This is a genomic window from Xenorhabdus sp. Sc-CR9 (genome assembly GCF_963897815.1).
GTDB lineage: Bacteria > Pseudomonadota > Gammaproteobacteria > Enterobacterales > Enterobacteriaceae > Xenorhabdus.
The window spans coordinates 80,011-104,914 of the sequence record NZ_CAWQTY010000211.1 but is presented as its reverse complement, the minus strand read 5'-3'; the positions used below and the strand labels follow the sequence as shown (position 1 = coordinate 104,914).

The 24,904-nt window shown below is 43.4% G+C and carries 21 protein-coding genes; 10 read left to right on the top strand and 11 right to left on the bottom strand.

Translation table 11 applies throughout. The features are described from left to right. Window positions 1-136 precede the first annotated feature (136 nt). Together AACQ81_RS16810 and AACQ81_RS16805 are read left to right on the top strand one after the other, a co-directional pair. Window positions 137-577 carry a hypothetical protein gene (locus AACQ81_RS16810; RefSeq protein WP_237385725.1) on the top strand — a complete coding sequence of 147 codons (441 nt, stop codon included), beginning with the start codon at window positions 137-139 and terminating at the stop codon, window positions 575-577. 285 nt (window positions 578-862) lie between these two features. Then, complete coding sequence (locus tag AACQ81_RS16805) at window positions 863-1,411, top strand: cysteine hydrolase family protein (RefSeq protein WP_237385724.1); 549 nt, start codon at window positions 863-865, stop codon at window positions 1,409-1,411. Between the two features lie 324 nt (window positions 1,412-1,735). On the opposite strand, the gene AACQ81_RS16800 is transcribed toward AACQ81_RS16805, so the two are convergent. Continuing rightward, complete coding sequence (locus AACQ81_RS16800; RefSeq protein WP_237385723.1) at window positions 1,736-2,083, bottom strand: YacC family pilotin-like protein; 348 nt, start codon at window positions 2,081-2,083, stop codon at window positions 1,736-1,738. 506 nt (window positions 2,084-2,589) lie between these two features. On the opposite strand from AACQ81_RS16800, the gene AACQ81_RS16795 reads away from it, so the two are divergent. The 3 genes from AACQ81_RS16795 (at window position 2,590) to hpt (ending at window position 5,176) form a co-directional block, all read left to right on the top strand. Continuing rightward, window positions 2,590-3,549 (top strand): tail fiber protein, encoded by a 960-nt coding sequence (locus tag AACQ81_RS16795; RefSeq protein WP_237385722.1) that lies wholly within the window; start codon window positions 2,590-2,592, stop codon window positions 3,547-3,549. Beyond that, on the top strand, window positions 3,549-4,193 hold the full coding sequence (locus AACQ81_RS16790) for a tail fiber assembly protein (protein ID WP_237385721.1): 645 nt from the start codon (window positions 3,549-3,551) through the stop codon (window positions 4,191-4,193). Before AACQ81_RS16795 ends, AACQ81_RS16790 begins: the two co-directional genes overlap by 1 nt. Before the next feature lie 437 nt (window positions 4,194-4,630). Beyond that, a complete protein-coding gene (gene hpt, locus AACQ81_RS16785) occupies window positions 4,631-5,176 on the top strand; it encodes a hypoxanthine phosphoribosyltransferase (RefSeq protein ID WP_237385720.1) in 546 nt (181 codons plus the stop codon). A gap of 168 nt (window positions 5,177-5,344) precedes the next feature. On the opposite strand, the gene can is transcribed toward hpt, so the two are convergent. Further along, window positions 5,345-5,998: a carbonate dehydratase gene (gene can / locus AACQ81_RS16780; protein ID WP_237385719.1), complete on the bottom strand. Its 654-nt coding sequence runs from the start codon at window positions 5,996-5,998 to the stop codon at window positions 5,345-5,347. A gap of 181 nt (window positions 5,999-6,179) precedes the next feature. Between can and AACQ81_RS16775 the strand changes: the two genes are divergently transcribed. Together AACQ81_RS16775 and AACQ81_RS16770 are read left to right on the top strand one after the other, a co-directional pair. Beyond that, window positions 6,180-7,106 carry an ABC transporter ATP-binding protein gene (locus tag AACQ81_RS16775; protein ID WP_237385718.1) on the top strand — a complete coding sequence of 309 codons (927 nt, stop codon included), beginning with the start codon at window positions 6,180-6,182 and terminating at the stop codon, window positions 7,104-7,106. Continuing rightward, the gene (locus AACQ81_RS16770; protein WP_237385717.1) at window positions 7,103-7,873 is read left to right on the top strand and encodes an ABC transporter permease; all 771 of its coding nucleotides are present in this window, start codon (window positions 7,103-7,105) and stop codon (window positions 7,871-7,873) included. Before AACQ81_RS16775 ends, AACQ81_RS16770 begins: the two co-directional genes overlap by 4 nt. A 195-nt stretch (window positions 7,874-8,068) precedes the next feature. Here the strand turns inward: AACQ81_RS16770 and panC are convergent, their stop codons facing one another. The 7 genes from panC to sfsA form a co-directional block, all read right to left on the bottom strand. After that, the gene (gene panC / locus AACQ81_RS16765) at window positions 8,069-8,926 is read right to left on the bottom strand and encodes a pantoate--beta-alanine ligase (RefSeq protein WP_237385716.1); all 858 of its coding nucleotides are present in this window, start codon (window positions 8,924-8,926) and stop codon (window positions 8,069-8,071) included. A 38-nt stretch (window positions 8,927-8,964) separates the two neighbouring features. After that, a complete protein-coding gene (gene panB, locus AACQ81_RS16760; RefSeq protein ID WP_237385715.1) occupies window positions 8,965-9,756 on the bottom strand; it encodes a 3-methyl-2-oxobutanoate hydroxymethyltransferase in 792 nt (263 codons plus the stop codon). Between the two features lie 90 nt (window positions 9,757-9,846). Further along, the gene (gene folK / locus AACQ81_RS16755) at window positions 9,847-10,338 is read right to left on the bottom strand and encodes a 2-amino-4-hydroxy-6-hydroxymethyldihydropteridine diphosphokinase (protein ID WP_237385714.1); all 492 of its coding nucleotides are present in this window, start codon (window positions 10,336-10,338) and stop codon (window positions 9,847-9,849) included. 1 nt (window position 10,339) lies between these two features. Then, the gene (pcnB, locus tag AACQ81_RS16750) at window positions 10,340-11,698 is read right to left on the bottom strand and encodes a polynucleotide adenylyltransferase PcnB (RefSeq protein WP_237385729.1); all 1,359 of its coding nucleotides are present in this window, start codon (window positions 11,696-11,698) and stop codon (window positions 10,340-10,342) included. 300 nt (window positions 11,699-11,998) lie between these two features. Beyond that, complete coding sequence (gene gluQRS / locus AACQ81_RS16745; RefSeq protein WP_237385713.1) at window positions 11,999-12,919, bottom strand: tRNA glutamyl-Q(34) synthetase GluQRS; 921 nt, start codon at window positions 12,917-12,919, stop codon at window positions 11,999-12,001. Window positions 12,920-12,944: 25 nt separating this feature from the next. Continuing rightward, window positions 12,945-13,400, bottom strand: coding sequence for an RNA polymerase-binding protein DksA (dksA, locus tag AACQ81_RS16740; protein ID WP_047963537.1), 456 nt, complete (start codon window positions 13,398-13,400; stop codon window positions 12,945-12,947). Between the two features lie 197 nt (window positions 13,401-13,597). Then, on the bottom strand, window positions 13,598-14,308 hold the full coding sequence (gene sfsA, locus AACQ81_RS16735; protein ID WP_237385712.1) for a DNA/RNA nuclease SfsA: 711 nt from the start codon (window positions 14,306-14,308) through the stop codon (window positions 13,598-13,600). 80 nt (window positions 14,309-14,388) lie between these two features. Between sfsA and hrpB the strand changes: the two genes are divergently transcribed. Both hrpB and mrcB read left to right on the top strand, forming a co-directional pair. Continuing rightward, window positions 14,389-16,884: an ATP-dependent helicase HrpB gene (gene hrpB, locus AACQ81_RS16730; protein WP_237385711.1), complete on the top strand. Its 2,496-nt coding sequence runs from the start codon at window positions 14,389-14,391 to the stop codon at window positions 16,882-16,884. Window positions 16,885-16,935: 51 nt separating this feature from the next. Then, window positions 16,936-19,410 carry a bifunctional glycosyl transferase/transpeptidase gene (gene mrcB / locus AACQ81_RS16725; protein WP_237385710.1) on the top strand — a complete coding sequence of 825 codons (2,475 nt, stop codon included), beginning with the start codon at window positions 16,936-16,938 and terminating at the stop codon, window positions 19,408-19,410. A 155-nt stretch (window positions 19,411-19,565) separates the two neighbouring features. Here the strand turns inward: mrcB and AACQ81_RS16720 are convergent, their stop codons facing one another. Next, the gene (locus AACQ81_RS16720; RefSeq protein WP_237385709.1) at window positions 19,566-21,518 is read right to left on the bottom strand and encodes a thioesterase domain-containing protein; all 1,953 of its coding nucleotides are present in this window, start codon (window positions 21,516-21,518) and stop codon (window positions 19,566-19,568) included. A 1,201-nt stretch (window positions 21,519-22,719) separates the two neighbouring features. On the opposite strand from AACQ81_RS16720, the gene AACQ81_RS16715 reads away from it, so the two are divergent. Further along, window positions 22,720-23,472 carry a M48 family metalloprotease gene (locus tag AACQ81_RS16715; protein ID WP_237385708.1) on the top strand — a complete coding sequence of 251 codons (753 nt, stop codon included), beginning with the start codon at window positions 22,720-22,722 and terminating at the stop codon, window positions 23,470-23,472. A 142-nt stretch (window positions 23,473-23,614) separates the two neighbouring features. On the opposite strand, the gene hemL is transcribed toward AACQ81_RS16715, so the two are convergent. Beyond that, window positions 23,615-24,898 carry a glutamate-1-semialdehyde 2,1-aminomutase gene (gene hemL, locus AACQ81_RS16710; RefSeq protein ID WP_237385707.1) on the bottom strand — a complete coding sequence of 428 codons (1,284 nt, stop codon included), beginning with the start codon at window positions 24,896-24,898 and terminating at the stop codon, window positions 23,615-23,617. Window positions 24,899-24,904: the final 6 nt, after the last annotated feature.

The following is a 24,904-nucleotide window of genomic DNA, read 5'->3' as shown; positions in this document are numbered from 1 at the left end:
ATGGTCAAGCAATGTGATTGCGGGGCACCAAGCCAAAGAAATAAGCTTAAAAAAGCCAGCTGGTGTGATGATTACCGCGCCCAAGTTTTCTTTGGCTGAATGTTAATCAAAGTATGCTCGTGCCCTGGCATCGGGTATGGCTGTGACATTAAAGAAATCGCCAATGATCATGAATCATCCTGATAGATATAATTATTTTGTATGCTATATAGGCAGTGTACCTATTGGTATGTTACTATTAACCCTCTTTTATTATGATAAATATGATACTTTTCAAGAGAATGAGCCGCTCTATCCTGAAGTACATTTATTGGTTACTCATCCGGGGATCCAGAATTGTGCTTCTTTATTAGTAGAACGAGCGGTTAATAAATCTTATGAATTTGGATGTTCAGGAAACCTGAGAGTCCCAGTGAAAAATAATAGTAAAATACTTTCCGATAATGTTTATGCGAGGATGGGATTCACTAAATTTACTAATGATCAAGCTGTTGATATGAAATTGAAACCTAGCGAAAGTCACTTATGGCTATTTTCACCTAGCCATGGCGGTTATTTATATAAAGGATATTGCTGAATAATATTCAATAATGATTAGTAGTTATACCCGTTATCTTTCAAGTTGTGGATTTGTTGACTATGTTTACTCACCCTAGTCAACGTCTTTATAAGAATTATTGGAAATAAATTATTATATTTATAATTTATCTGACGAATTTAATGTTCTCTCTTTTTTACTTGAATGAAAGTATAACAAATGTTTTTATACTGTAGTGAGTTATATTTAATCTAACATAGGTATTGTTCTTTTTGATTGTGTTTGTCAAAAAATCCTAATATAGAAATAAAGAAGGTTTTACAAATGAAAGGGCTTATCATAATTGACATGTTAAATGATTTTGTAACAGGAGTTATCGCCAATGAAGAGAAGGTCATGAAAATTATTCCTGTGATCCAGCGGACGCTCGAATATGTCAGAAATAGACCCGATTGGTTGATAGTCTACTCCAATGATGCACATCATGTGGGTGATCGGGAAATAGATATTTGGGGAAAACATGCCTTAGAGGGAACGTGGGGTGCTGAAGTTGTCGAAGCATTGGCACCCATTGGTTTAGAGCGTGAAATTATTTCTCCCAAGCGTTTTTATAGCGCTTTTGACGGAACTGATCTGGAAGAGATTTTTGATAAATATGGTGTTACAGAAGTTGTTCTGACGGGGCAACATACCCATTGCTGTGTCCGGCATACAGCCTATAGTGCATTTATTCGGGGTTATGACATCAAAATTTTGTCCGATGCTGTTTGTGCCTTCTCGGGAGTCGACGAAGAAGCTGCTCTTGATTATTTGAAAACTATTTATGATGCTGAAATCATCACGAATACGGTATTGGGTGTCCCGTCAGAATAAAAAGTGCTGTACCTGATGGATGGCAAGATGTAGCACGAAGGTAAGGAAACGAATCCTCGGGAACATGTTTAAGTGTGTAGCAGGGGCGTCGATCAAAAACTACTCTTGAAAGATGAAGGAGATAGCCCTGTATTTGAAATTTATTGGGTATATCTTGGAAATACTGGCCGAAATTGGAATGCAATGTTTCATACCAAATTTCTTTTTGTGGCATGTTACTATTTTCCTCCATTATGACGTTTACCGGGATTGGGAATACATAATAGCCAGCCATATTAATTTAGTTGCATCGCGGAATTTATCTGAAATGCCCTTAAAAGGGAGCTATTTTACATAGGCGAGTAGACTGAGAGAGTGCCGTGCAAGCGAACGACATTTAACCTCATGGGGCAGGTTTATTCCCTTCAAATCGTTGTATCCTAATTGATTCAGTTTTTCCATTAACTGACCATCATAATTACTGAGATCCAGCTTTTTACGTTGGGCAAAATAGATAATTGTGCGTCTGATCTCACGATCTGGGATTTGGCTATAGCCACAGTCATATTTCAGGTACATATAGACCGCTGTCAGATCTGCTAGATCTTCAGCTTCATTTTCGGTCAGGGCGTGTGCGGGTTGCGCAAAACCAAACAAAACCAGAATGTATGTGAGTAAGGCAATTTTTTGCATAATTTCTATTATACTGATTTTCTACCGTTTTGCCTAAATTAACATATTAATATCTCAGTTAGCCAAACTTTATTTCCTTAAAGTTGGGAAAATTACCATTTTTTATATCATTAAAAAATTTAACGGTGCATTAATGAATGGGATTTGTTCTGATAGGATAGGGCGTTAAAAAGGATTCTCCGGCTAGGATTGCTGATGGTGAAATATTGAGCATTATTAATACGCTAAGGAATTATAATGGTTAATATTTCAACCATTTTCAATGTGAAGTATTTCACTTTTGAATACACCAAGCCTTATCATCCAATTTATAAATTTAATTAATTCATCATCTGTTATTTTATGCCATCCTGTCATCAAAACATGCAATTCACCAGCTGAATTTAGTCAAGCTGTATTTTCCGGTATTGATGAGCCTATTTTATTGATGTTCACAGTCGGAGAAGTATCCCATCGTCTTCATATTATTTAGCAATATCTATTGTTGATTAAATGAGGGAATAACTATGCAAGATAAAAAATCTGAACCAAAGGTATTAGACGATAACAGCCTTGTGCTCGTTACAACACCGGCATATACCAAAGAAGTAATAGAAGAGCACGCTCAGAGCCGAAACCATCCAGATGCAACACTACAAGATAAAGGATTTGTTATCCTGAGCAATGAGGTAGGTAGTGATAGTGAAACTATGGCGGCAACACCAAAAGCAGTGAAAGTGGCATATGATCTAGCTAATACTGCCAATCAAAATGCCCTCAATAATAATTCCAATCACTATTTGGAGAAAAAGCAGAATGGAGCAGACATCCCGAGCAAAGATGCTTTTGTAAACAATCTCGGATTACGAAATACAGTTAATCAGGCGGAAAATGCCTTGCAAAAATCAGCTATTGTTCAACAAGTAGGATCATCTAATGACGTTGTGATGAGCCAAAATGTGACAACTATGCTGATGAGTCAGCACATCAAAAAAGAAGATGCTGAGTTATTGGCAGTTCCCATCGGTGGTATTTTAATGTGGTGCAGTGACCTACCACATCCGAATAACTTCTTACCGATGGAAGGTGGACAAATTGACCCTGATAAATATCCTGAATTACTCAAACACTATCCTTCGGGCAATCTGCCAGACTGGCGGGGTTATGTGCCTCGTGGCTGGGATAAAACCGGAGGAGTTGATTCGGAAGCGGGGAGGGAGTTGGGATCATTTCAGGCCGATGCTATCAGAGATATTACAGGAGTAATTAGAACAGGTGGTCGCAAAACAGATGAGGTTTCCGATAATACAACCGGAGTATTCTCCACCATTGAGGAAGGTCGGGGAAGCCACGTTTACTCTGATGCATTTGGGGATAACGGCTACATTTATGAGGATCGGGAATTTCGTGCATCTTATGTTGTTCCGACATCGGCTGAAAATAGGATGAAAAACGTTGCGGTGCTATTTTTAGTAAGGGGAAGGTAATGGTTCAACTTACAGAACCACCGATACAATTTGATAAAAATGGATTTGCTTTGTTCTACGGCTGGATACAGGTTTATTGCTCGAGTATGGTAAACTGGGAATATATTGGAACAAAACTGGAACGAACCTTTGTTGGTGTTACTTTATCTGCAGGATCGTATCTGGATGAACCCAAATTGCTCAAAATTCCGAATAAGGTGATTTGTCGAACAATTGACCACAAATCATGGGAGTATGTGCCAGATTACCGGGGTAAAACAGCATACTATACTCAGACGCGTAAGCACATTGTGATAACAGAAATTGGGGATATTCCCACAGAACTAACGCTACTGGAGCCGAAAACTCCTTTTGATAAATGGAATGGAACACAATGGGTGACGGATGTTGAAGCACAAAATCAGCACGAAATACAACAGACAGAATCTCAGAAACGGCAATTGCTAATTGAGGTGTTCCATCGAATTGCTCCACTACAGGATGCCGTTTATTTAGGTATTGCCACTAATGCCGAAAAATCTGCACTCACTGCATGGCGTAAATACCGAGTGTTGCTCAACCGGGTCGACTGTTCCACTGCTCCTGATGTCATCTGGCCGGAGCCACCTGATGACAGAATATTTAACCTTAGACATCATTACTGATGAACTCATGCCAATCTGGACATGGATGTCTAACCGATACCTTTCGGAAATATCAAAAGTTCCTGATGCGTTTTGGCACATGGCAGATTGAGTATGAAGAGTTTGCATTTATTTTAAGTGCGCAGCACGTCGTCACAATTGGCTATCTGTAACCGCAATCTTTAATACCTTCCGACGAAATTCATCGCAACTTCCTATCACAAGGCCAGAACGTTTAGTGTTCTGATCTACTCACTGGCAACAATATTTGTAGGTCGTCATAGATTCAACCCCTCTTTTACTGTAGGTGGTAAATTCTGATATGCTTTGCAAATATTTTGTTCTCATGTTTTTGTGTATGTGCGTCTTTGTGTGATGAAAGGTATATCAATCGGTGTATCACTTTTCGTAAAAAGACACATGATTTTATTTTAATTTTTGTTTAAAAATAAATAGTTATGAGTGAACTAAAACATATTGTAGAAGTTATGATCTCCGAACAGGAGATTAAGCAGCGTATTGCTGAGCTGGGACAACAAATTACAGAACACTATCGCAATAGCGATCGTGAACTCGTGCTGGTTGGTCTGTTGAGAGGATCGTTTATCTTTATGGCAGATTTATGCCGTGAAATACAGGTTCCTCACGAAGTGGATTTTATGACTGCATCCAGCTATGGCAATGAGATGAGTTCTACCCGCGATGTGAAAATCCTTAAAGATTTGGATGAAGATATTCGTGGTAAAGATGTGTTGATTGTTGAAGATATTATCGATTCAGGCAATACACTGAAAAAAATCCGTGAGATTTTGGAACTGCGTGGGCCAAACTCACTGGCAATTTGTACTTTGCTGAATAAACCATCTCGTCGTGAAGTCGATGTTCCAGTTGAGTGGGTTGGTTATTCGATTGAAGATAAGTTTGTAATCGGTTACGGTATTGATTATGCACAGCATTACCGTCATCTGCCTTATATTGGGCACGTTACTCTGCTGGAAGATTGATTTTGTAGTAAGCAGAAATCATTTTTAAAGTGGTGAGCAAATGGCAGCGGAGAGCTGCCATTTGTTTTTTTAACTAACCTACTATTCCATAACCAAGGGATTTTGAATTGCAACCTGAAAGATGAAGGGTATATACCTTATATCTTGAAATCCAATGGGTATAGGTTGTCATTTGATTTGAGAAAGTTTGGAAATAGCCTGACGATAATTGAGTTCCAGTTTTTCACGGCTGTCAGCTGTAATATCCAGATCATGCAGCTCGCCATCTTTTAAACCATATACCCACCCGTGAATCATTACTTTCTGCCCACGTTTCCACGCCGATTGCATAATGGTTGAGTGACCGAGGTTATAAACTTGTTCAATCACATTTAATTCGCACAAGCGATTCAATCGTTCGTTGGGTGGTAGTTCACCAAGCATAGAGCTATGCTTGTACCATAAATCGCGAATGTGGAGCAGCCAGTTATTGATTAAACCTAATTCAGTACCATTCACAGCAGCTTCAATTCCACCGCAGCCGTAGTGGCCACAAATGATGATGTGTTCAACCTGCAAAGCATCAACAGCATATTGTACAACTGATAAACAGTTTAAATCGGTATGGATAACCAGATTAGCGACATTTCGGTGAACAAAAAGATCACCAGGTGCGGCATCTATCAATTTTTCAGCAGGAACTCGGCTATCAGAACAGCCTATCCATAGAAAATGAGGTTTTTGTGCTTTTGATAATTCCTTGAAAAAATGAGGATTTTCTTCATTTACGGATTGTGACCACTGTTTGTTCCTGGCAAACAGCCCTTCAATTTTTCTCATCATAATTAATAGCCTGGCAACGGTTTTGAGATAGAATCATATACAACATTAATTGAGAATTTAATATTTAATTGAAGAATGTTTTTTATTTGATCCCTGTCATTGCAAAGAAATACAGGAAAAATAATGGCATAATTTCCATCTTACACTCAAAAATAGTAAAAAATAAAGGTGTCTTTTACTTATGGTTTATGCACTGGAATTAACGCAGCTCACGAAGACCTATGAAGGGGGGGTGAAAGCACTGCGGGGAATTGATTTGCATGTCGAAGCGGGAGATTTCTACGCGCTCTTGGGGCCAAATGGCGCTGGGAAATCCACCACAATTGGTATTATCAGTTCATTGGTTAATAAGAGCAGCGGTCAGGCCAAAGTATTTGGCTACGATATTGATACAAATCTCGTTAATGCCAAACGGCAACTTGGTCTTGTTCCACAAGAATTTAATTTCAATCCATTCGAGACAGTGATTCAAATTGTACTGAATCAGGCGGGATATTATGGTGTTCCGCGTCATGTGGCACAGGATCGGGCTAAAACTTATCTTACTCAACTGGATTTATGGGAGAAGCGTAACGTACGGGCCATCCGTTTGTCTGGCGGCATGAAACGGCGCCTGATGATTGCCCGTGCTCTTATGCACCAACCGAAGTTGCTGATCCTTGATGAACCTACGGCGGGGGTCGATATCGAACTGCGCAGATCTATGTGGGAGTATTTGAAAGATCTGAATTCGCAGGGAACCACTATCATTCTGACGACTCATTATCTGGAAGAAGCCGAAATGCTATGCCGAAATATCGGCATTATTCAGCATGGTGAATTGGTCGAGAATACCAGCATGAAAGATCTGCTCAGCCAACTCGAAGTGGAGACGTTCTTGTTCGATTTAGCAGAGAAAGGAACAATGCCTGTCATTGAAGGTTACGATTATCGTTTGGTCGATACCACAACACTGGAAGTGGATGTAAAACGTGGGCAGGGATTGAATGATATTTTCTCCCAACTGAATACGCAGGGTATTCAAATCAGCAGTATGCGTAATAAGGCGAATCGCCTTGAAGAACTGTTTGTTGGTTTGACCAATAATAATCAAGGAGAGAGAGCATGATCCAACTGTATTGGGTGGCTCTGAAAACCATCTGGATTAAAGAAATCACTCGCTTTGGGCGTATCTGGGTACAGACATTACTGCCGCCTGTGATCACCATGTCCCTTTATTTTGTCATCTTCGGTAATTTGGTTGGTTCCCGTATTGGTGAAATGGGTGGAGTGGATTATATGCAGTTTATTGTGCCGGGGTTGATTATGATGTCAGTGATCACCAACTCCTACTCAAATGTCTCTTCATCGTTCTTTGGTGCTAAGTTCCAGCGCAGTATTGAAGAACTGCTGGTTGCGCCGGTTCCAACCCATATTATTATTGCTGGGTTTGTTGGCGGCGGAGTAGCGCGTGGTATTTGTGTTGGAATACTGGTGACACTGGTTTCCCTATTGTTTATACCGCTACAGATGCATTCATGGGGAATGATTGTCATTACCTTGTTGGCAACTTCCATTCTATTTTCGTTGGCTGGGTTGTTAAATGCTATTTTTGCGAAGACTTTCGATGATATCAGCATTATCCCTACCTTTGTTCTGACCCCTCTGACTTACTTGGGTGGTGTATTTTATTCGCTTACCCTGTTGCCTGCCTTTTGGCAGGTTGTATCGAAGCTGAACCCGATAGTCTATATGGTCAGTGGCTTTCGTTATGGTTTTCTCGGTATTGCTGATGTTTCACTGGGGATGACGTTAGGCATGTTGGGCGCATTTATTATCGGATTCTATGGGTTGGCTTGGTATTTAATTGAATCAGGCCGGGGTTTGAGAACTTAACAATAAAAATGTAATACTCCGATCCACCCCAGTCACATAGTTAGCTATTTGACTGGGGATTAATGAGAGGCTCCTGCCTCTTACCAGAGGCCAGCCTTTGGCTGGGCAAATGCGTTCCCGACGAATTTTTCGCTCTCTTACCGTTGCGTTATATCTCGAAACACATTGGGTATACACATATTCCACAATGAAAAATCAGATAGCCAAATCAACTTGCTGATTATCAATCAATCGTGTTTGTCCTAACCATGCAGCCATCAGGATCACGGCTTTTTTGCTTTGTGTTGTCAGTGGAGCCAGATTTTCTGCATCGCGGATAAACAACTCATCCGGCATAAAACCTGCTTCCCGCAGGTGTGCAGATGCCAATTCAATTAATTGTTCTGTATTTTGTTCACCATGCTGCAATTTTTCTGCGATAGACTGCATAATTTTATTCAGCAAAGGTGCAATTTTTTTCTCCTCATCAGACAGGAGATTATTACGTGAGCTCAATGCCAATCCGTTTTTATCACGGACAATAGGCACGGGAATCAGCGTAATGTCGTAAGCCATATCTGCAATCATTTGGCGGATAATTTTTAATTGCTGAAAGTCTTTTTCACCGAAATAAACGAGATCAGGTTGGATCAGATTAAACAATTTACTGACAACCGTGGTGACACCGCGGAAATGGCCCGGGCGGTGGGTGCCTTCGAGCATATAAGAAAGCTCCGGCACTTCGACAAAAGTCTGGTTGTCATTTAAGTCATTGGGATACATTTCACTGGCACCGGGAGCGAAAACAAGTTCAACCTTGCGAAGGTTCAATTTCTCGCAATCTTCCTGCAAAGTTCGTGGGTAATTGACCAGATCGTCTTTTCGGTCAAATTGCATCGGATTGACGAAGATACTGACAATAACGACATCGGCTTGTGCTTTGGCGGTATCAACCAGTGCCATGTGGCCATCATGCAGATTACCCATAGTAGGAACAAAGGCTATGCGTTTGCCTGCCTGATGCCAACGGCGGATTTCACGGCGCAAAAGAGGGATGGTTTCTATAATCAGCATTGCTGTACTCCTTTAATTAGCAGTCATGCTGGGAATAATTACTTGAATGAGTGTTCTTCGCTGGGATAGATACCGCTTTCTACCTGTTCGATATACAGACGGATGGCATCCCGTATATTACCTGTTTCTTTGAGGAAATCTTTGGCAAATTTAGGTGCTCTTGCAGTGATACCCAGAGCATCGTGCATAACTAAAATTTGTCCGTCAGTCAGGTTACCGGCTCCAATGCCAATGACCGGAATTTCCAGCGCTTCGGTAACACGTCTTGCCAATTCGGTCGGAACGCATTCCAGTACGAGTAACTGCATACCCGCTTTTTCCAATGCAATGGCATCATTAAGTAATTTCTGGGCAGAATCTTCACTGCGTCCCTGAACTTTATAACCACCAAGTACATTGACCGATTGTGGTGTCAGCCCCAAGTGTCCACAGACCGGAACGGCACGCTCGGTCAGCATCTTAACGGTATCACACAGCCAGTCTCCACCCTCAATTTTGACCATATTGGCTCCTGCCCGCATTAATACTGCTGCATTGTCAAAACTTTGTTCTGGGGTGGCATAACTCATGAAGGGCATATCTGCGATAAGAAAAGCGTGAGAGACACCAGTGCGAACGCTTCGGGTGTGGTAAGAGATATCTTCAACGGTGACAGGCAAGGTAGAGTCAAATCCTTGTACAGTCATACCGAGTGAATCACCAATGAGCATGACATTAATGCCCTGTTCGGCGAAAAGCTGGGCGAAACTGGCATCGTAAGCGGTGATAGTCGCAAACTTGTGTTTTTCTTTTTTTAGCTGGCGCAGGTCAGCCAGAGTTATTGGTTTCATTATATTCTCCTGAGTTGTTATCCCCTGAATAGTTATCCCCATTATTTTTCAAGTTGTTGCTTTGTTGTTGGTTGTGTTGCTATTCGAAATTTATTGGGTATCCAACCAAAAAGTCAGGTCATTTTTTGGAACTTGCTTTAATCGTTCTGCCAATATTTCTCCATCGGGGAATACAAGGTCTGGAGCAATTTCTGCGAGTGGATAAAGCATAAATTCGCGCTGTTTCAAACCATAATGGGGAATAATCAGGCGTTCAGTATTGATTATATGGTCACCAAACAACATGATATCCAGATCGAGCGTTCTTGGTCCCCAACGCTCATCTTTGCGAACCCGGCCCTGTGCCAGTTCGATTGCCTGAGTGTGATCAAGCAATGTTTCTGCTGGCAATTGAGTATCCAGTGCGACGGCAAGGTTGAGGAAATCGGGTTGATCCTGTGGTCCCATTGGTTTGGTTCGATAATAAGATGATCGGGCAACAAAAGTAGTGTCAGGGATCATTACCAGAGCAGCAAGAGCGTTATCGACTTGCTGCAAAGGAGAGGACAGATTGCTGCCAATAGCGATATAAACACGCGTCATATTAGCTATTGTTCCTATTCTGGCGAATGCGTCCAACACGGCGGGGACGTGTTTTGCGGCGAATGAGTTCACTGCCCAGCGCTGAGATCATTGAGCGTTGTTGGGGAGGCGTTGACTGTTGAAATTCTGCCCACCAATGTACCAGTTCTTTCAGTTCATAGCGCGGCTCAATGCTGGCACGCAATTCCAGTAAATCATATGCAGCACGGAATTTCGGATGTTCCATTAGTTTATTTGCCCGCTTTCCTTGACGACGCGGCAGGCGAAGCTGGAGTAACCAAATATCGCGCATGGTTGTAGTATAGCGTTTTGGAATAGCAATCGAGCGACACTGTTCATCAAGTATGTCATTCATTGCTAGCGCAAAAGCATCATAATACTGTAATCCGCCTTCCTGTGACAGTTTCTCTGCATGCTCAATCAACGGATACCACAGCATGGCTGCGAATAAGAACGCGGGATTCACTCGTTGATCGTTCTGGATGCGGTGGTCAGTGTTTTTCAGCACCTGCACCAGCAATTTTTCCATTGGTGAATGACCACCGTGGCTGAAACCACGTTGAATCAAAGGAAACAGTGGTTGGAACAAATGATATTCACAAAGCAGTTTATAGGTGCTGTAGCCTTGCCCTGACTGTAATAACTTAAGAGACTCTTCGAACAGGCGCGCTGATGGAATATCGCTCAACAGGAACGCAAGGCGAGAGATCGGTTCAGCAGTCGCCGGCTCGATAGTCATGTTCAGCTTGCTGGCGAAACGGACGGCACGCAGCATACGGACAGGATCTTCCCGATACCGGGTTTCAGGATCACCAATAAGGCGAATGATGCCTGCTTCCATATCTGCTATCCCGCCGACATAATCCCGCAGGGCGAAATCTTCAATGCCATAGTAGAGACTATTGATCGTAAAATCGCGACGAACGGCATCCTCTTCGACTGAACCGAAGATATTATCGCGTAGTAACATGCCGCTCTGTGCTTTATGTGATTGATTCCGGTCGTTGCTTTCAACTTGATCGTGAGGCCCGCGGAAGGTGGCTACTTCAATCACATCAGGCCCAAACATGATATGGGCAAGTCGAAAGCGCCGTCCGACAAGGCGGCAGTTACGGAATAGCTTACGAACTTGCTCTGGCGTAGCATTGGTCGCTATATCGAAATCTTTGGGTTTTTTATGCAGCAGTAAGTCACGAACCCCGCCACCGACCAGATAAGCTTGAAAACCTGATTTATTCAGGCGATACAGAACCTTCAGTGCATTATCACTGATATCCTTGCGTGAGATTGGATGCTGCTCCCGTGGGATCACAGTGATCGGGGAGTCCGAAGGCTTTGCCTTTACGGATTTTTTCTTCATTTTGTCTTTATAGGCATGTGATGAAGATGAATTATTTCCTCTGCGGCGTTTGCGCGGAGAACTGCTCTCTGTTTGAGCAGAACGGTCAGATACGGTGACTGGCCTTTCACTGACTACCTGTGTGTTGCTTTTTACCCCGTTATCACGGATCAACAGATTACGGCAGAAAGTTGCTACTCGGTTAAAAATGGTACACCTCGATAGTGACTAATCAATTAAAACAAAAAACAGCCGCCAATCATAACTTACTGGACATTTTTTGAGAATGCTTACAATGCCAATAGAAACACTTTATTTAAATTAGCGATTGGTTATGTTTTTAGGCGGAACCACATTTATATTCCAACCAACGATAGCCTGCTGTAGCAATTGATATGTGGTGAGGTCTTGCCAGCCCGCGATAATGGGTTGATTTAAAAATGATAGCGCATCAATAAGCAATGGCCTTGGATCACCCAAAGGAATCGGTTGGGCATGATTTTGCTTAGAGAGTTTAATTCCCTCTTTATTAAGTACGAGAGGCAAATGTACATAATCTGGCGTTTTAAAATTCAAATGCTGATACAGAGAAAGCTGGCGGACTGTTGGTTCAATTAAATCGGCTCCCCTGACAATTTCAGTGATGCCCTGATAGTTATCATCAATAACAACGACAAGATTATAGGCGAATAAACTATCTTTGCGATGAATGATGAAATCTTCTTTCGCCATCGCTGCGGGAACGGTGATGTAACCCTGTAATTTATCGCGAAAACCATATACCGGATGGTGTTGCTTCAGACGGATTGCGGCATGGTGCTCGGATAGATGCAAATGTTGGCAGTGACCATCATAAAAACCGCCCAATTGCTGAATGCGCTGGCGGCTACAAGCACAGCGATAGCTCTTTTGCTGCTGTTTTAATTGATTAAGGATGGCACGGTAGGCTTCATGACGTTGGGATTGATAAAGAACATCCCCATCCCAGCAGAACCCATAATGTTCAAGGGATTTCAATATCCGACAGGCTGCTCCGGAAATTTCTCTGGGAGGATCGATATCATCAATACGCATCAGCCATTTTCCGTGACAGGCACGGGCTTGCAGATAACTGCCCAAAGCTGTGACGAGGGAACCGAAATGAAGATCACCTGAAGGAGATGGAGCGAATCGCCCAACATATAACGAAGAATGTTCAGATTGAGTCATATCAGGATCATTATAGGGAGCATACGGCGCCATTGGGCGCCGTATTTAGCCCTATTGGTTAGCCAGCCATTTGCTTTTCGCGAATTTCGGCTAACGTTTTACAGTCAATACATAAATCGGCTGTTGGGCGAGCTTCTAAACGGCGGATGCCGATTTCAACCCCACAGGATTCACAATAGCCGAAGTCGTCTTCTTCAACTTTTTTCAGCGTTTTCTCGATCTTTTTGATCAATTTACGCTCACGATCCCGATTACGTAATTCAAGACTGAACTCTTCTTCTTGCGCCGCACGGTCAACTGGATCAGGGAAGTTCGCTGCCTCATCTTGCATATGAGATACAGTACGGTCTACTTCATCCCTGAGTTGATTGCGCCATGCTTCCAGAATCAGCTTGAAATGCTCTAACTGGGCATCGTTCATGTATTCTTCGCCTGGCTTTTCCTGGTAAGGTTCTACCCCAGCGATGGCGAGAATGCTCAAGGACGAGGTTTTGCGTTTTTGCCCTTCTTGCATAATGCTTCTCCTTACACACGCACTATCAAACGACCCCCCCAACAGCAGGGGGGAAAAAAATAGGCCGCTATAAATAACAGATGACTGCGAGGTTGGCAATTGTTCCTGCCATTAGTTTTGCAATGGTGTGAAGACAGACATGTTTACTGCTTAAATATATTGCAAAACCACTCTCGCCAGTATGATCTGTTTACAAATTATCCTATTGATAAAAAAGGTAATTTGTCACTTATAACCATCCTGTTTTCTGTCATATTGGCCTTATAACAAATTATTTCGACTCCAGAATTACACGCTTGTTCCAAAAGAAAAGCATAATCATGGTCAATATGTTTTGCTGCCGTAACCTGACTGACTCCAGAGTGTAAAACGACAAATAACAGGACAGCACGCTGACCTTGTTGTGCTATCAATGATAGCTCACGTAAATGTTTTTGCCCTCGAATTGTTACGGTATCGGGGAAAAAACCATAATTCCCCTCTAATAATGTCACTGACTTTACTTCAATATAACAATTAACTCTTTGTTTTGACTGTAACAATAAATCTATGCGGCTTTTCTCTTTTCCATAGCCCACTTCACGATTGATGTGTTCATAACCGGATAATTCCGAAATTACATTATTTTCAATGGCCTGATAGGCCAACTCATTGGCTCTGAGCGTATTGACACAGATCCAGTGGCCAGTTTGAGTCTGAGTCAGCTCCCAGCTATTCGGATATTTGCGTTTGGGATTGTCCGATGTGGAATACCACACGGTATCTCCCGGTGTAGCACAGCCTGTCATTGCGCCAGTATTGGCACAATGTATAGTGAGCGTTTCTCCTTCTGGCGTAAGGACATCCGCAAGAAAGCGTTTATAACGGCGAATTAAAATAGCGGACTTTAGAGCGGGTGAAAATTCCATAAACCTTCCTTCATAACCAAAATCAAATGTGCCAATGCTACAATGGCACTTATTGAAAGTTAATCCATTATGGTGATTCTTTGTTATTACCAACTTATAACTCATTACCCGTTTATGATGTAGTGGAATCAGTTATTGATGAATTGCAAACGTCGAAACAGGTGCTGTTACATGCGCCAACAGGAGCCGGAAAATCGACAGGAATGCCACTGGCGATTTTAAATCAGGCACAATTGCCCGGTCGTATTATTATGTTGGAACCACGGCGCATTGCCGCACGCAGAGTCGCTGAGCGCCTTGCTGAACAACTGAATGAACCTGTTGGGATGACTGTGGGTTATCGGATGCGTTCAGACACTAAAGTCAGTGCTTCTACACGGCTTGAAGTTGTGACGGAGGGGATTTTAACGCGAATGTTTCAGCAAGATCCCGAATTGAGTGATGTCTCTCTCGTGATCCTTGATGAATTTCATGAACGCAGTTTACAGGCCGATCTGGCACTGGCGTTGTTGCTGGATGTGCAGGAAGGATTGCGCGACGATCTGCGTATCTTAGTGATGTCAGCGACATTGGATAATCAGCGTCTTTCTTCTTTATTGCCGGACGTACCAGTGATTGTGTCAGAAGGACGCAGTTATCCGGTCGAGAGATCATATCATCCGCTTTCTGCCCATCAGTCTTTTGAGCAATCTGTTGCGTCGGCGGTATTACGTTTATTGCAGCAAGAGGCGGGTTCATTGTTGCTGTTTTTGCCTGGTGTTGGGGAGATTCAGCGTGTTTTTTCACACTTGGAAGGTAAGATCAATGACGATACGTTATTGTGTCCGCTATACGGCGCGCTATCGTTATCAGACCAACACAAGGCAATAGCTCCGGCTCCAGCGGGAATGCGTAAAGTTGTGCTGGCAACCAACATTGCTGAAACCAGTTTAACGATTGAAGGCATTCGTCTGGTGGTCGATAGCGGTCTTGAGCGTACCAGCCGATTTGAACCAAAACATGGCTTGACTCGTTTGATTACCCAGAGAATCAGCCAGGCATCAATGGTTCAGCGGGCAGGGCGTGCCGGCCGATTAGAGTCTGGTATTTGCTGGCATTTATTTAGTCAGGAGCAGGCGGAAAGAGCTACAGAATACAGCGAGCCGGAGATCCTGCATTCAGATCTGAGCAGTCTGTTGCTTTCTTTATTGCAATGGGGGTGCCGTGACAGTTCTCAGCTTCATTGGCTGGATAATCCGCCGCAACCGGCTTTGGCCGTTGCGCAATCCTTACTGCTAAAATTGGGGGCATTGGATGAGAAACAACAATTGACTGCCCGTGGTCGGCAAATGGCGGAATCCGGCAGTGAGCCGCGTTTGGCGGCTATTCTGTCTGCTGGTAAAGAGTATGCGGATAAAGAACAGAATAGCGCAGTGCTGACAACCGCAGCAAAATTGGTTGCTATTTTGGAAGAACCGCCGCGTCACGGGCAACCTGATCTTATTTATTGGATGACATCAAACCAGCGCCACTGGCGGCAAAGGGCTAACCAACTGATCAGAAATGTTGCGGACAAAGATAAAAAGCCGCGCTTTGATGGTTGTGATGAAAATATTAATCTCAGGCTGGTACCTGAATTATTGGTGCAGGGATTTCCAGATCGGATAGCCAAAAACCGTGATAATTTTGGGCGTTTTCAGTTAGCCAATGGATTGGGGATCGAACTGGAACGTGAAGAACCCCTTTCGGGAGAGTCTTGGTTGATTGCTCCTTTATTACTGCAGGGCAGTAAAAGCCCCGATGCCCGGATTTTACTTGCCTGTTCATTAAATATCGAACAGATTGTACGGCAATCGCCGTCTCTGTTTACTGAACATACAGCCGTCGAGTGGGATGATAGTAAAGGTTCGCTGCGTGCATGGCGGCGTTTGCAGTGCGGACGTTTAATCGTCAGAGCACAGCCTTTGGCAAAACCGTCGGAAGCAGAATTACATGATGCTTTGCTGAATTGGATTCGGCAGGAAGGTGTGTCGGCATTGAATTGGTCATCAGAAGCATTACAGTTGCGCACACGCTTACAAAGGGCAACAGAATGGCTGCCAGAAGTAGAATGGCCTGCGGTTGATGACACCGCTTTGCTGAATTCCCTCGAACAGTGGCTGCTTCCTGCACTGGGAGGCGTTATTGACTTGAAAGGATTACGTCAGATTGAATTATCAACTTGTCTGATGGGGTTACTTGACTGGCAGCAACGGCAAATGCTGGATAATGAATTGCCTACTAATTACACTGTGCCAACTGGAAGCAGGATCACTATCCAGTATTTTAGTGATAAGCCGCCTGTTTTGTCTGTCAGGATGCAGGAAATGTATGGGGAGCAGCAAAATCCAGTATTGGCGAAAGGACGAATTCTGGTTGTCATTGAGTTGTTGTCTCCTGCCCATCGACCATTGCAGATAACACAAGATCTTGCTGCATTTTGGCGGGGAGCCTACCGTGAAGTGCAAAAAGAGATGAAAGGGCGCTATCCTAAACACTTATGGCCAGATGATCCTGCCAATACTGCGCCAACAAGGCAGGTGAAAAAATATATGTAATCGAATTTTTATTCATACAATTGCCTTAAATAAATATGTGGAGAATTCGGTATGTCTGATGATGATCGTCAGCCAATCGGACGTAAGGGTAAAAAATCAGGACTTCGTCGTGGGCGAACATCAAAAAAGCGCAATCGGCGGGATGACTATGATGATTATGAAAATGATGATTTTGACGACGATGAGGACGAAGTCATGACCAAAAAAGGGAGAAATACCCGCCCATCCAAGACTCAGGCATCAAGGAGCAGAGGGAATTGGATTTTATGGCTGCTGTTGAAAATCTTTATTGTGCTGGTGGTATTTATTGTTATTTATGGCTTCTATCTGGATAACAAAATCCGCCAGCGCATTGATGGTAAAGTCTGGGATTTGCCCGCCGCAGTGTATGGTCGGATGGTCAATCTTGAACCGGGCATGAATTACAGCAAGGACGAAATGATTCATTTGCTGGAAGGTATGCAGTACCGGAAAGTGACAAAAATAACCCGTGCGGGTGAATTTGTACTCAAGGGAAACAATATTGAACTTCTGCGTCGTTCATTTGATTTCCCTGATGGTCAGGAAAATCAGATCCAGGCCAGATTGTCCTTTGAAAACAATCATCTTACTAGCATCGAAAACGTAGAAAACCAGCGGCAGTTTGGTTTCTTCCGCCTTGATCCAAAACTGATTACGATGATGCAGTCGGCGAATGGCGAACAACGTCTGTTTGTCCCGCGTGAAGGTTTTCCTGATTCACTGGTTCAGATTTTGTTGGAAACAGAAGATCGTTATTTCTATGAACATGGCGGAATCAGGCCAATATCCATTATCCGCGCTGCGTTGGCTAATTTGACCGCGGGGCGTACTGTTCAGGGAGGCAGTACGTTGACTCAGCAGCTGGTGAGAAACCTGTTTCTCTCCAATGAGCGTACTTTGACCCGTAAAGCGAATGAAGCGCTGATGGCAATGTTGATGGATGCACGTTATGGCAAAGATCGCATTCTTGAACTGTATTTGAACGAAGTCTTTTTGGGGCAGAGTGGCGATGAACAGATCCATGGCTTCCCGTTAGCGAGCCAGTACTACTTTGGCAGCCCGATTGGTGAATTAACGCTGGATCAGCAGGCTTTGCTGGTGGGGATGGTTAAAGGGGCATCGGTATATAACCCGTGGCGCAATCCTAAAAAAGCACTGGAACGCCGGAATATCGTTCTGAAAATTCTTCAGAACCGGAACGTCATCACACAAAAGGATTATGACTTGTTGAGTGTCCGCTCACTGGGCGTAAAACCTAAAAGTGAGAGTATTACGCCACAACCTGCGTTTATGCAGTTAGTGCGTCAGGAATTACAGGAAAAGTTAGGTGATAAAGTTAATGATTTATCAGGTGTAAAAATCTTTACTACCTTAGACCCTGTTTCACAGGATGCGGCAGAAAAATCGGTGGAGGAAGGTGTCGCCGCTCTGCGAAAAACGCGAAAGATCAAAGACCTTGAAGGTGCAATGGTGGTTGTGGATCGCATCAGTGGTGAAGTTCGTGCAATGGTGGGGGGGGCCCAACCACAGTATGCAGGATTTAACCGGGCATTGAATGCCCGCCGCTTAATCGGTTCTTTAGCTAAGCCTGCGACTTATTTGGCCGCATTGAGCCAGCCGGATAAATATCGCCTGAATACTTGGTTGGCAGATGAACCCATTTCTGTCCCTCTGACGGGTGGAAAATCCTGGGAACCAAGGAACTTTAGCCGTACCTTCAGCGGACGGGTGATGTTGGTTGATGCGTTGGCACGTTCGATAAATATCTCAACAGTGAATCTGGGGCTGGATGTTGGATTGGATCGCATTACCAGCACCTTAATTTCACTGGGTATTCCGGCGAAAGAGATCCAGCAGGTTCCTGCCATGTTGCTGGGCGCGATTAACCTGACGCCAATGGAAATGGCGCAAGAGTTCCAGACCATTGGCAGTGGCGGTAATCGGGCTAAACTCTCTGCACTGCGTTCTATCATTACTGAAGACGGTACCGTGGTTTACCAGAGCTTTCCACAGGCTGAGCGAGCTGTGCCGCCACAGGCTGCTTATCTGACACTATATGGTATGCAGCAAGGCGTGGCACGGGGTACAGGCCGTTCACTGACCGGAAAATACGGCAAATATAATTTGGCGGGGAAAACCGGTACTACCAATGATCTTCGTGACAGTTGGTTTACGGGAATTGATGGCAAAGAAGTCACAATTGTCTGGACAGGGCGCGATAACAATGGCCCAACCAATTTGACGGGCGCGACGGGGGCGATGACGATTTACCGCCGTTACTTGGAAAATGAAACGCCACTGATGCTGAACAACCGTCCACCGGAAGGTATTGTGGATATGTCGGTCAATGAAGATGGAAGTTTCAACTGCGCTGGTAATGGCATCAGGATATTGCCGGTTTGGACAGACAATCCAGAGGGCTTATGCCAGCAGTCGGTGCAACAGCCGATAGAGGAGAATGGAGAAGAAGCTCCGGGTTGGTTGCGGGAAATGTTTAGTCAGTAATCATTGGATCCGTAAGAAAATAAGTTCCCCTCCTGATTTTTGGTGGGGAACTTATACCTTCTGTCATGCAATAGACAATTTCGAAAGTAGCCAGCAAGGGCATTAGTCGTCTGCCAGATAAAATGCTTTGCTTTTCTGGTCATAGAAAAAACATTTCAGTCTTCCATGCCATTTAAATTTTGCCATAGTTCTGGGGCAAGCTGTCTGACATGTGGCATGGACAACATGGTCATATGGTTACCGGATGCCAGCATTGTATCTAACTGAGAGGCATAATTTTCCCATTGGCTCACACTGTCTTGAATTTCATCTATGTTTTTCTCTTTTGCGTTGATGAAATGAACACAGCCATCATATTGGGCACGAGGTGTATAACACGTATTCAGATTGGCTTGCATAACCTGAACAACCCCCTCTAGCAATGAAACGGGAGAGTTGGCAGTGAATAACCGAGCATGTACCAGAGCTTGGTGCAGACAGAGAATCTGTTCATTATGAGTTAACCCTTCTAAATCCTGCTTCGTAAGCGGCAGTGGTTGGTTTATCATCATGTTGTAGAGTTTAATTAACTTCATCAATGTTTCAATACGATTGTATGACCTGAAATGGTAGTTTTGTGGAGTAGGTGCATTGGTATCGAGAAGAATCAAATTGGCGACCTGTTCCCCTTGTGCCTGTAGTTGTAACGCGATTTCAAAGGCAATCCAGCCCCCAAAAGAGTGGCCTAATAGGTGATAAGGGCCTGTTGGCTGTGTTTGTCGGATCTTCTTAATGTAATCATTGGCAGCCCCTTCAATGCTGGTATAAGGTGGCAGTTCGGGAGTAGTCAATCCGCGTGCCTGTAAGGCATAGACGGGCAGGGATGACGGGAATGATAGTGCTAGCTCAAGGAAGCTGGAAGCGCTGGCACCGGCACCAGGAAGACAGAACAACGGTGAGTATATTTGAGTATCATTTTTATCACCTTGGATGATCACGAGGGGATCATAAGTGAGAGCCGGCAACAGAATTCCGGTGATCGAATCAGCTATTTGATTGCGCAAAGGAAATTGCATGATCGTGTAATGTGTACCCCTGATAGGATGAATGACCGATGTATTACTCACAATACCTTTCCAACCTCGCCATTTATCTCCATTAACCGTGCTGTCAGTTGTATAGAGATGAATGGGCAACGGTGATGCTGATGGAACATAAGCTGTTTTAAGCTGCATTAGCAGCTCGGTTGTGTATACACGTAGGAAGAAATCTTCTCGTGTAATACCAGCAGGTAGCCATTTTCGTTCAATGCACAGTTCAAAAAATTGTTCGATATCCTCAAGATGGCGAAGTTCCTCTGATTCTAATGCATCGGTCGGTGCCATAAGTTTGTGCAGGAACTCTGCCATTATATGAATGCGTTTTTGGGTTTTATCCATTGTGTCATCAAGGGCGGTTTTTTGCTGGGCGGGATTGACCGCATCGATCATGCCGATAAATGCCACGTCTTCCTTGCTGTTGATTAATTGTTGAGCGATTTCATAGGCGATGACGCCTCCCATTGACCATCCTGCGAGGTGATAAGGGCCATGGGGCTGAACACGGCGAATAGCTTGAATATGGCAGCTAGCCAGCGCTTCAATAGATGTTGGCGGATTGGAAAGTGTGTGGAGACCAAGCGCCTGCAAGGCGTAAACAGGAAGTTCAGGAGGAAGCAAAGTTGCCAAAGGTGAATAGACCAGCGGATCACCGGATGACTCGTGTACGAAAAATAGTGGCAGTAAATTCCCTTTAGGGCTTAATGGCACAGGATTAGCATCAAAAATGTCGCTTGGCGAGGATGTCCGCTCACCCATGGCTAAGGCTGGTTCAATCAGTGTTGAATAAGTTAACAATGTTGCCAATGGAGTTTCCATATTTTGCTCCTGCATACGAGTCAGTAGTTGATAGGCGATGAGACATTTTTGATCCTCTTCGTCTGTACGAATCAGCACCATAGCTTCACGCATATCGGGGCAGAGGGTGAGGCAAGACTCAATCTCCCCCAATGCGTTCAAAGGAAAAGAGTTATCGTTATCAATCGTTGGGGAAATTTTCAGAGGAGGGTTATTGTTGTTATTGGGTAACATACTCATTTCTCCTGTGTAATAGTTTAAACCCAGTCCGATATTCGGTTTGGAAAGACGAGAATTATTAACTTTAACTTGTGTGATGCGTAAAAAATGAACTTTCAATGAATTGCAAAAGTAATAAATGCCAATAAAATAGTGTGCAAAATAGACAACGCTAAATTAATTTAATTATTTTTACATGTCGAATAAGTATTAAGTGTTAAATAGTCTTAGTGAACGTGGATTTTATAATAAATAAAATATATTCATATGATTGTTAACAATTTTTTTATGGGTAACTTTCTTTTATTCTTTTTGGTTATAATGAGTTTGTTGATGATTGGTTGCAATTAATTTTCTATTTACATTTTCAATTTTGGACTATAGATATTTTGTAAGGTGTTTTTCTTTGGAGTAATTGTTATTGTCTTTCTAAAAGTCTATTTAAATAGACTTTTAGAAAGACAATAATATTTCATACCAGATGCAACATTTCTTCATGGTTTTCAACTTTTTTCTCCCAACGGATCTGTACAAGTTGGAATCGGTACATCCCGCTATACATCTTTTTCACTATCGAGCTATAAACTTTGAATTGTATATACCTGTCGTCTTTCAAGTTGCAGCTTTGTTGGCTGCGTTCACTCACCCCGGTCACATAGTTATCTATGCTCCCGGGAATTCGTTCCTTGCCGTCGCGCTGCATCTTGAAATCCAATGGGTATATTCATCTATTATCTCTTCTTTTTGCACGACTGAATGTTCGGTTCACAGCGATGACTGAACACAAAGAAAATGGCACCATTTATTGCTTGCTATATGCCTGTCTTTTCAGAAACAGCCCATTACAGATTGACAATTCCTTTTGGGATAGGTTCTTAGTCGATCGTACAGAATAATGTCAAAATAATTAATCAGACAGACGAAAAATTATTTGGTTAAGTAAATTTAGATTGAATCACTCGATTCATTCATTGATTTTTTTATTTAAAATGTTATCAAATTCACATAATGATAAATATTAGGGTTTATTTTTGTTATTATTTTTAGCAAAATTTATAGTCTTTTAAATAAATGGTCATAATAGTTATACACTCAATTTATGAAGATTCTTACTCCTCTCTATGCGGGGAGTAAGGAAGTGATCTACAATTTTGGAAGACTATTTAATGCTTTTACATATAATAGTTACATGTATTGCAAAGGAAAAAACAATTTTATGAAAATTAAAACTCTTGTTGCAGTAGCAGTTTCTGCTGTAATTCTGACGGGTTGTAAGAATATTGATCAGGGAATGCTGGCTAAATCTGGAATGCAATTATTCCAGGCTGCGACGCTGAGTGATTCAGATGTCAAACAGTTAACTAACCAAACATGTAAAGAGATGGATGCACAGAATAAAATTGCACCAGCATCCAGCCAGTATACTAAACGTCTGAACAAAATTGCCAAAGCATTAGGTAACGAAGTTGGCGGTACACCGGTTAACTATAAAGTTTATCTGACTAAGGATGTGAACGCTTGGGCAATGGCTAACGGTTGTGTGCGTGTATACAGCGGCCTGATGGACATGATGAATGACAACGAAGTCGAAGGTGTTCTGGGTCATGAAATGGGTCACGTTGCACTGGGCCACTCTCGTAAAGCAATGCAGGTTGCTTATGCAGCAGTTGCAGCACGTACCGCAGCTGCATCAGCCGGTGGTGTGGCAGGACAGCTGAGCAACTCTCAATTTGCCGCCATGGGTCAAAAACTGATCAACTCGCAGTTTTCACAGCATCAGGAAAGTCAGGCTGATGACTTCTCTTATGATCTGATGAAAAAACGCGGTATCAAAACTGAAGGTTTAGCAACCGGCTTCGAGAAACTGGCTAAACTGGGCAGTGGTAAAAGCAGCATGTTTGATTCACACCCACCTTCACAGGAACGTGCTAAACACATTCGTGAGCGTATCGTAGCAGACAAGAAATAAAATGTTTGATTACTCAGTCCGGTTAGTGATCTGTTTGGATTTGGCAATTGATCAGATCGCAAAAATCGGACTGAGTTCTCTTTAGGTGATCTATTGTCCTGAAATCTTATTCATATTTTAACTATATGAACAATAGGATAATTTACTTCAATTTAGCAAAGCAGCGTGCTGCCGCGTCAATGGTACTCTGGATATCTTCATCGGAATGAGCGATGGACATAAAGCCTGCTTCAAATGCGGAAGGAGCCAGATAAACCCCCTCATCCAGCATCAGGTGGAAGAACTGCTTAAAGCGTTCAACATCACATTTCATGACATCCTGGTAGCAGGTGACACTCTCCGCATCGGTAAAGAAAATACCGAACATGCCACCAACGTGATTAACAACCAGTGGAATGCCGGCTTCTGATGCTGCGTTTTTAAATCCAGAAGCCAATTTTCCGGTCAGTTCGCTCAAACGCTGATGAACGCCCGCTTGAGCAACTTCTTTCAGGCAAGCCAGACCCGCAGCCATTGCAATTGGGTTACCAGAAAGGGTTCCTGCCTGATAAACAGGGCCGGTTGGTGCCAGCTTTTCCATGATCGCCAGACGACCACCAAAAGCACCGACAGGCATCCCGCCACCAATGATTTTACCAAGAGAAGTGAGATCCGGCTTAACATCGTAATATTCTTGTGCCCCGCCCAGAGCGACACGGAAGCCTGTCATGACTTCATCAATAATCAGCAGGGCACCGAACTCATCACACAGCTTACGCAGACCCGGCAGAAATTCCGGCATTGGTGGAATGCAATTCATGTTACCTGCGACAGGTTCTACGATGATACACGCAATTTCTTCTGGATATTTTTCGAAGGCTTCGCGGACGGAATTCAGGTCATTGTAGACACAAGTCAGGGTATGCTTAGCAAAATCAGCAGGAACGCCCGGAGAGTTAGGCTGACCAATAGTCAGGGCACCAGATCCTGCTTTTACCAGCAGACAATCAGCGTGACCATGGTAACAACCTTCAAATTTAATGATTTTATCACGTTGGGTATAACCGCGAGCCAGACGGATGGCACTCATGGTGGCTTCTGTACCTGAGTTCACCATGCGAACCATATCCATGGAAGGTACAAGTTCTGTTACCCGTTTTGCCATTTCTACTTCGGCTGCGGTTGGCGCGCCAAAACTTAATCCACGTTCAGCGGCTTCAATGACAGCATTGCGGATAGCCGGATGGTTATGTCCGAGCACCATCGGTCCCCATGAACCGACATAATCGATATAAGCGTTGTTATCGACATCATAAAGATAGGCACCATCGGCACGCTCAATAAAGACAGGCGTACCGCCAACACCATTAAAAGCACGTACAGGTGAATTGACACCGCCGGGGATCACTTGTTTTGCCTGAGAGTAAAGCGTTTCGGACTGGCTCATTAATTA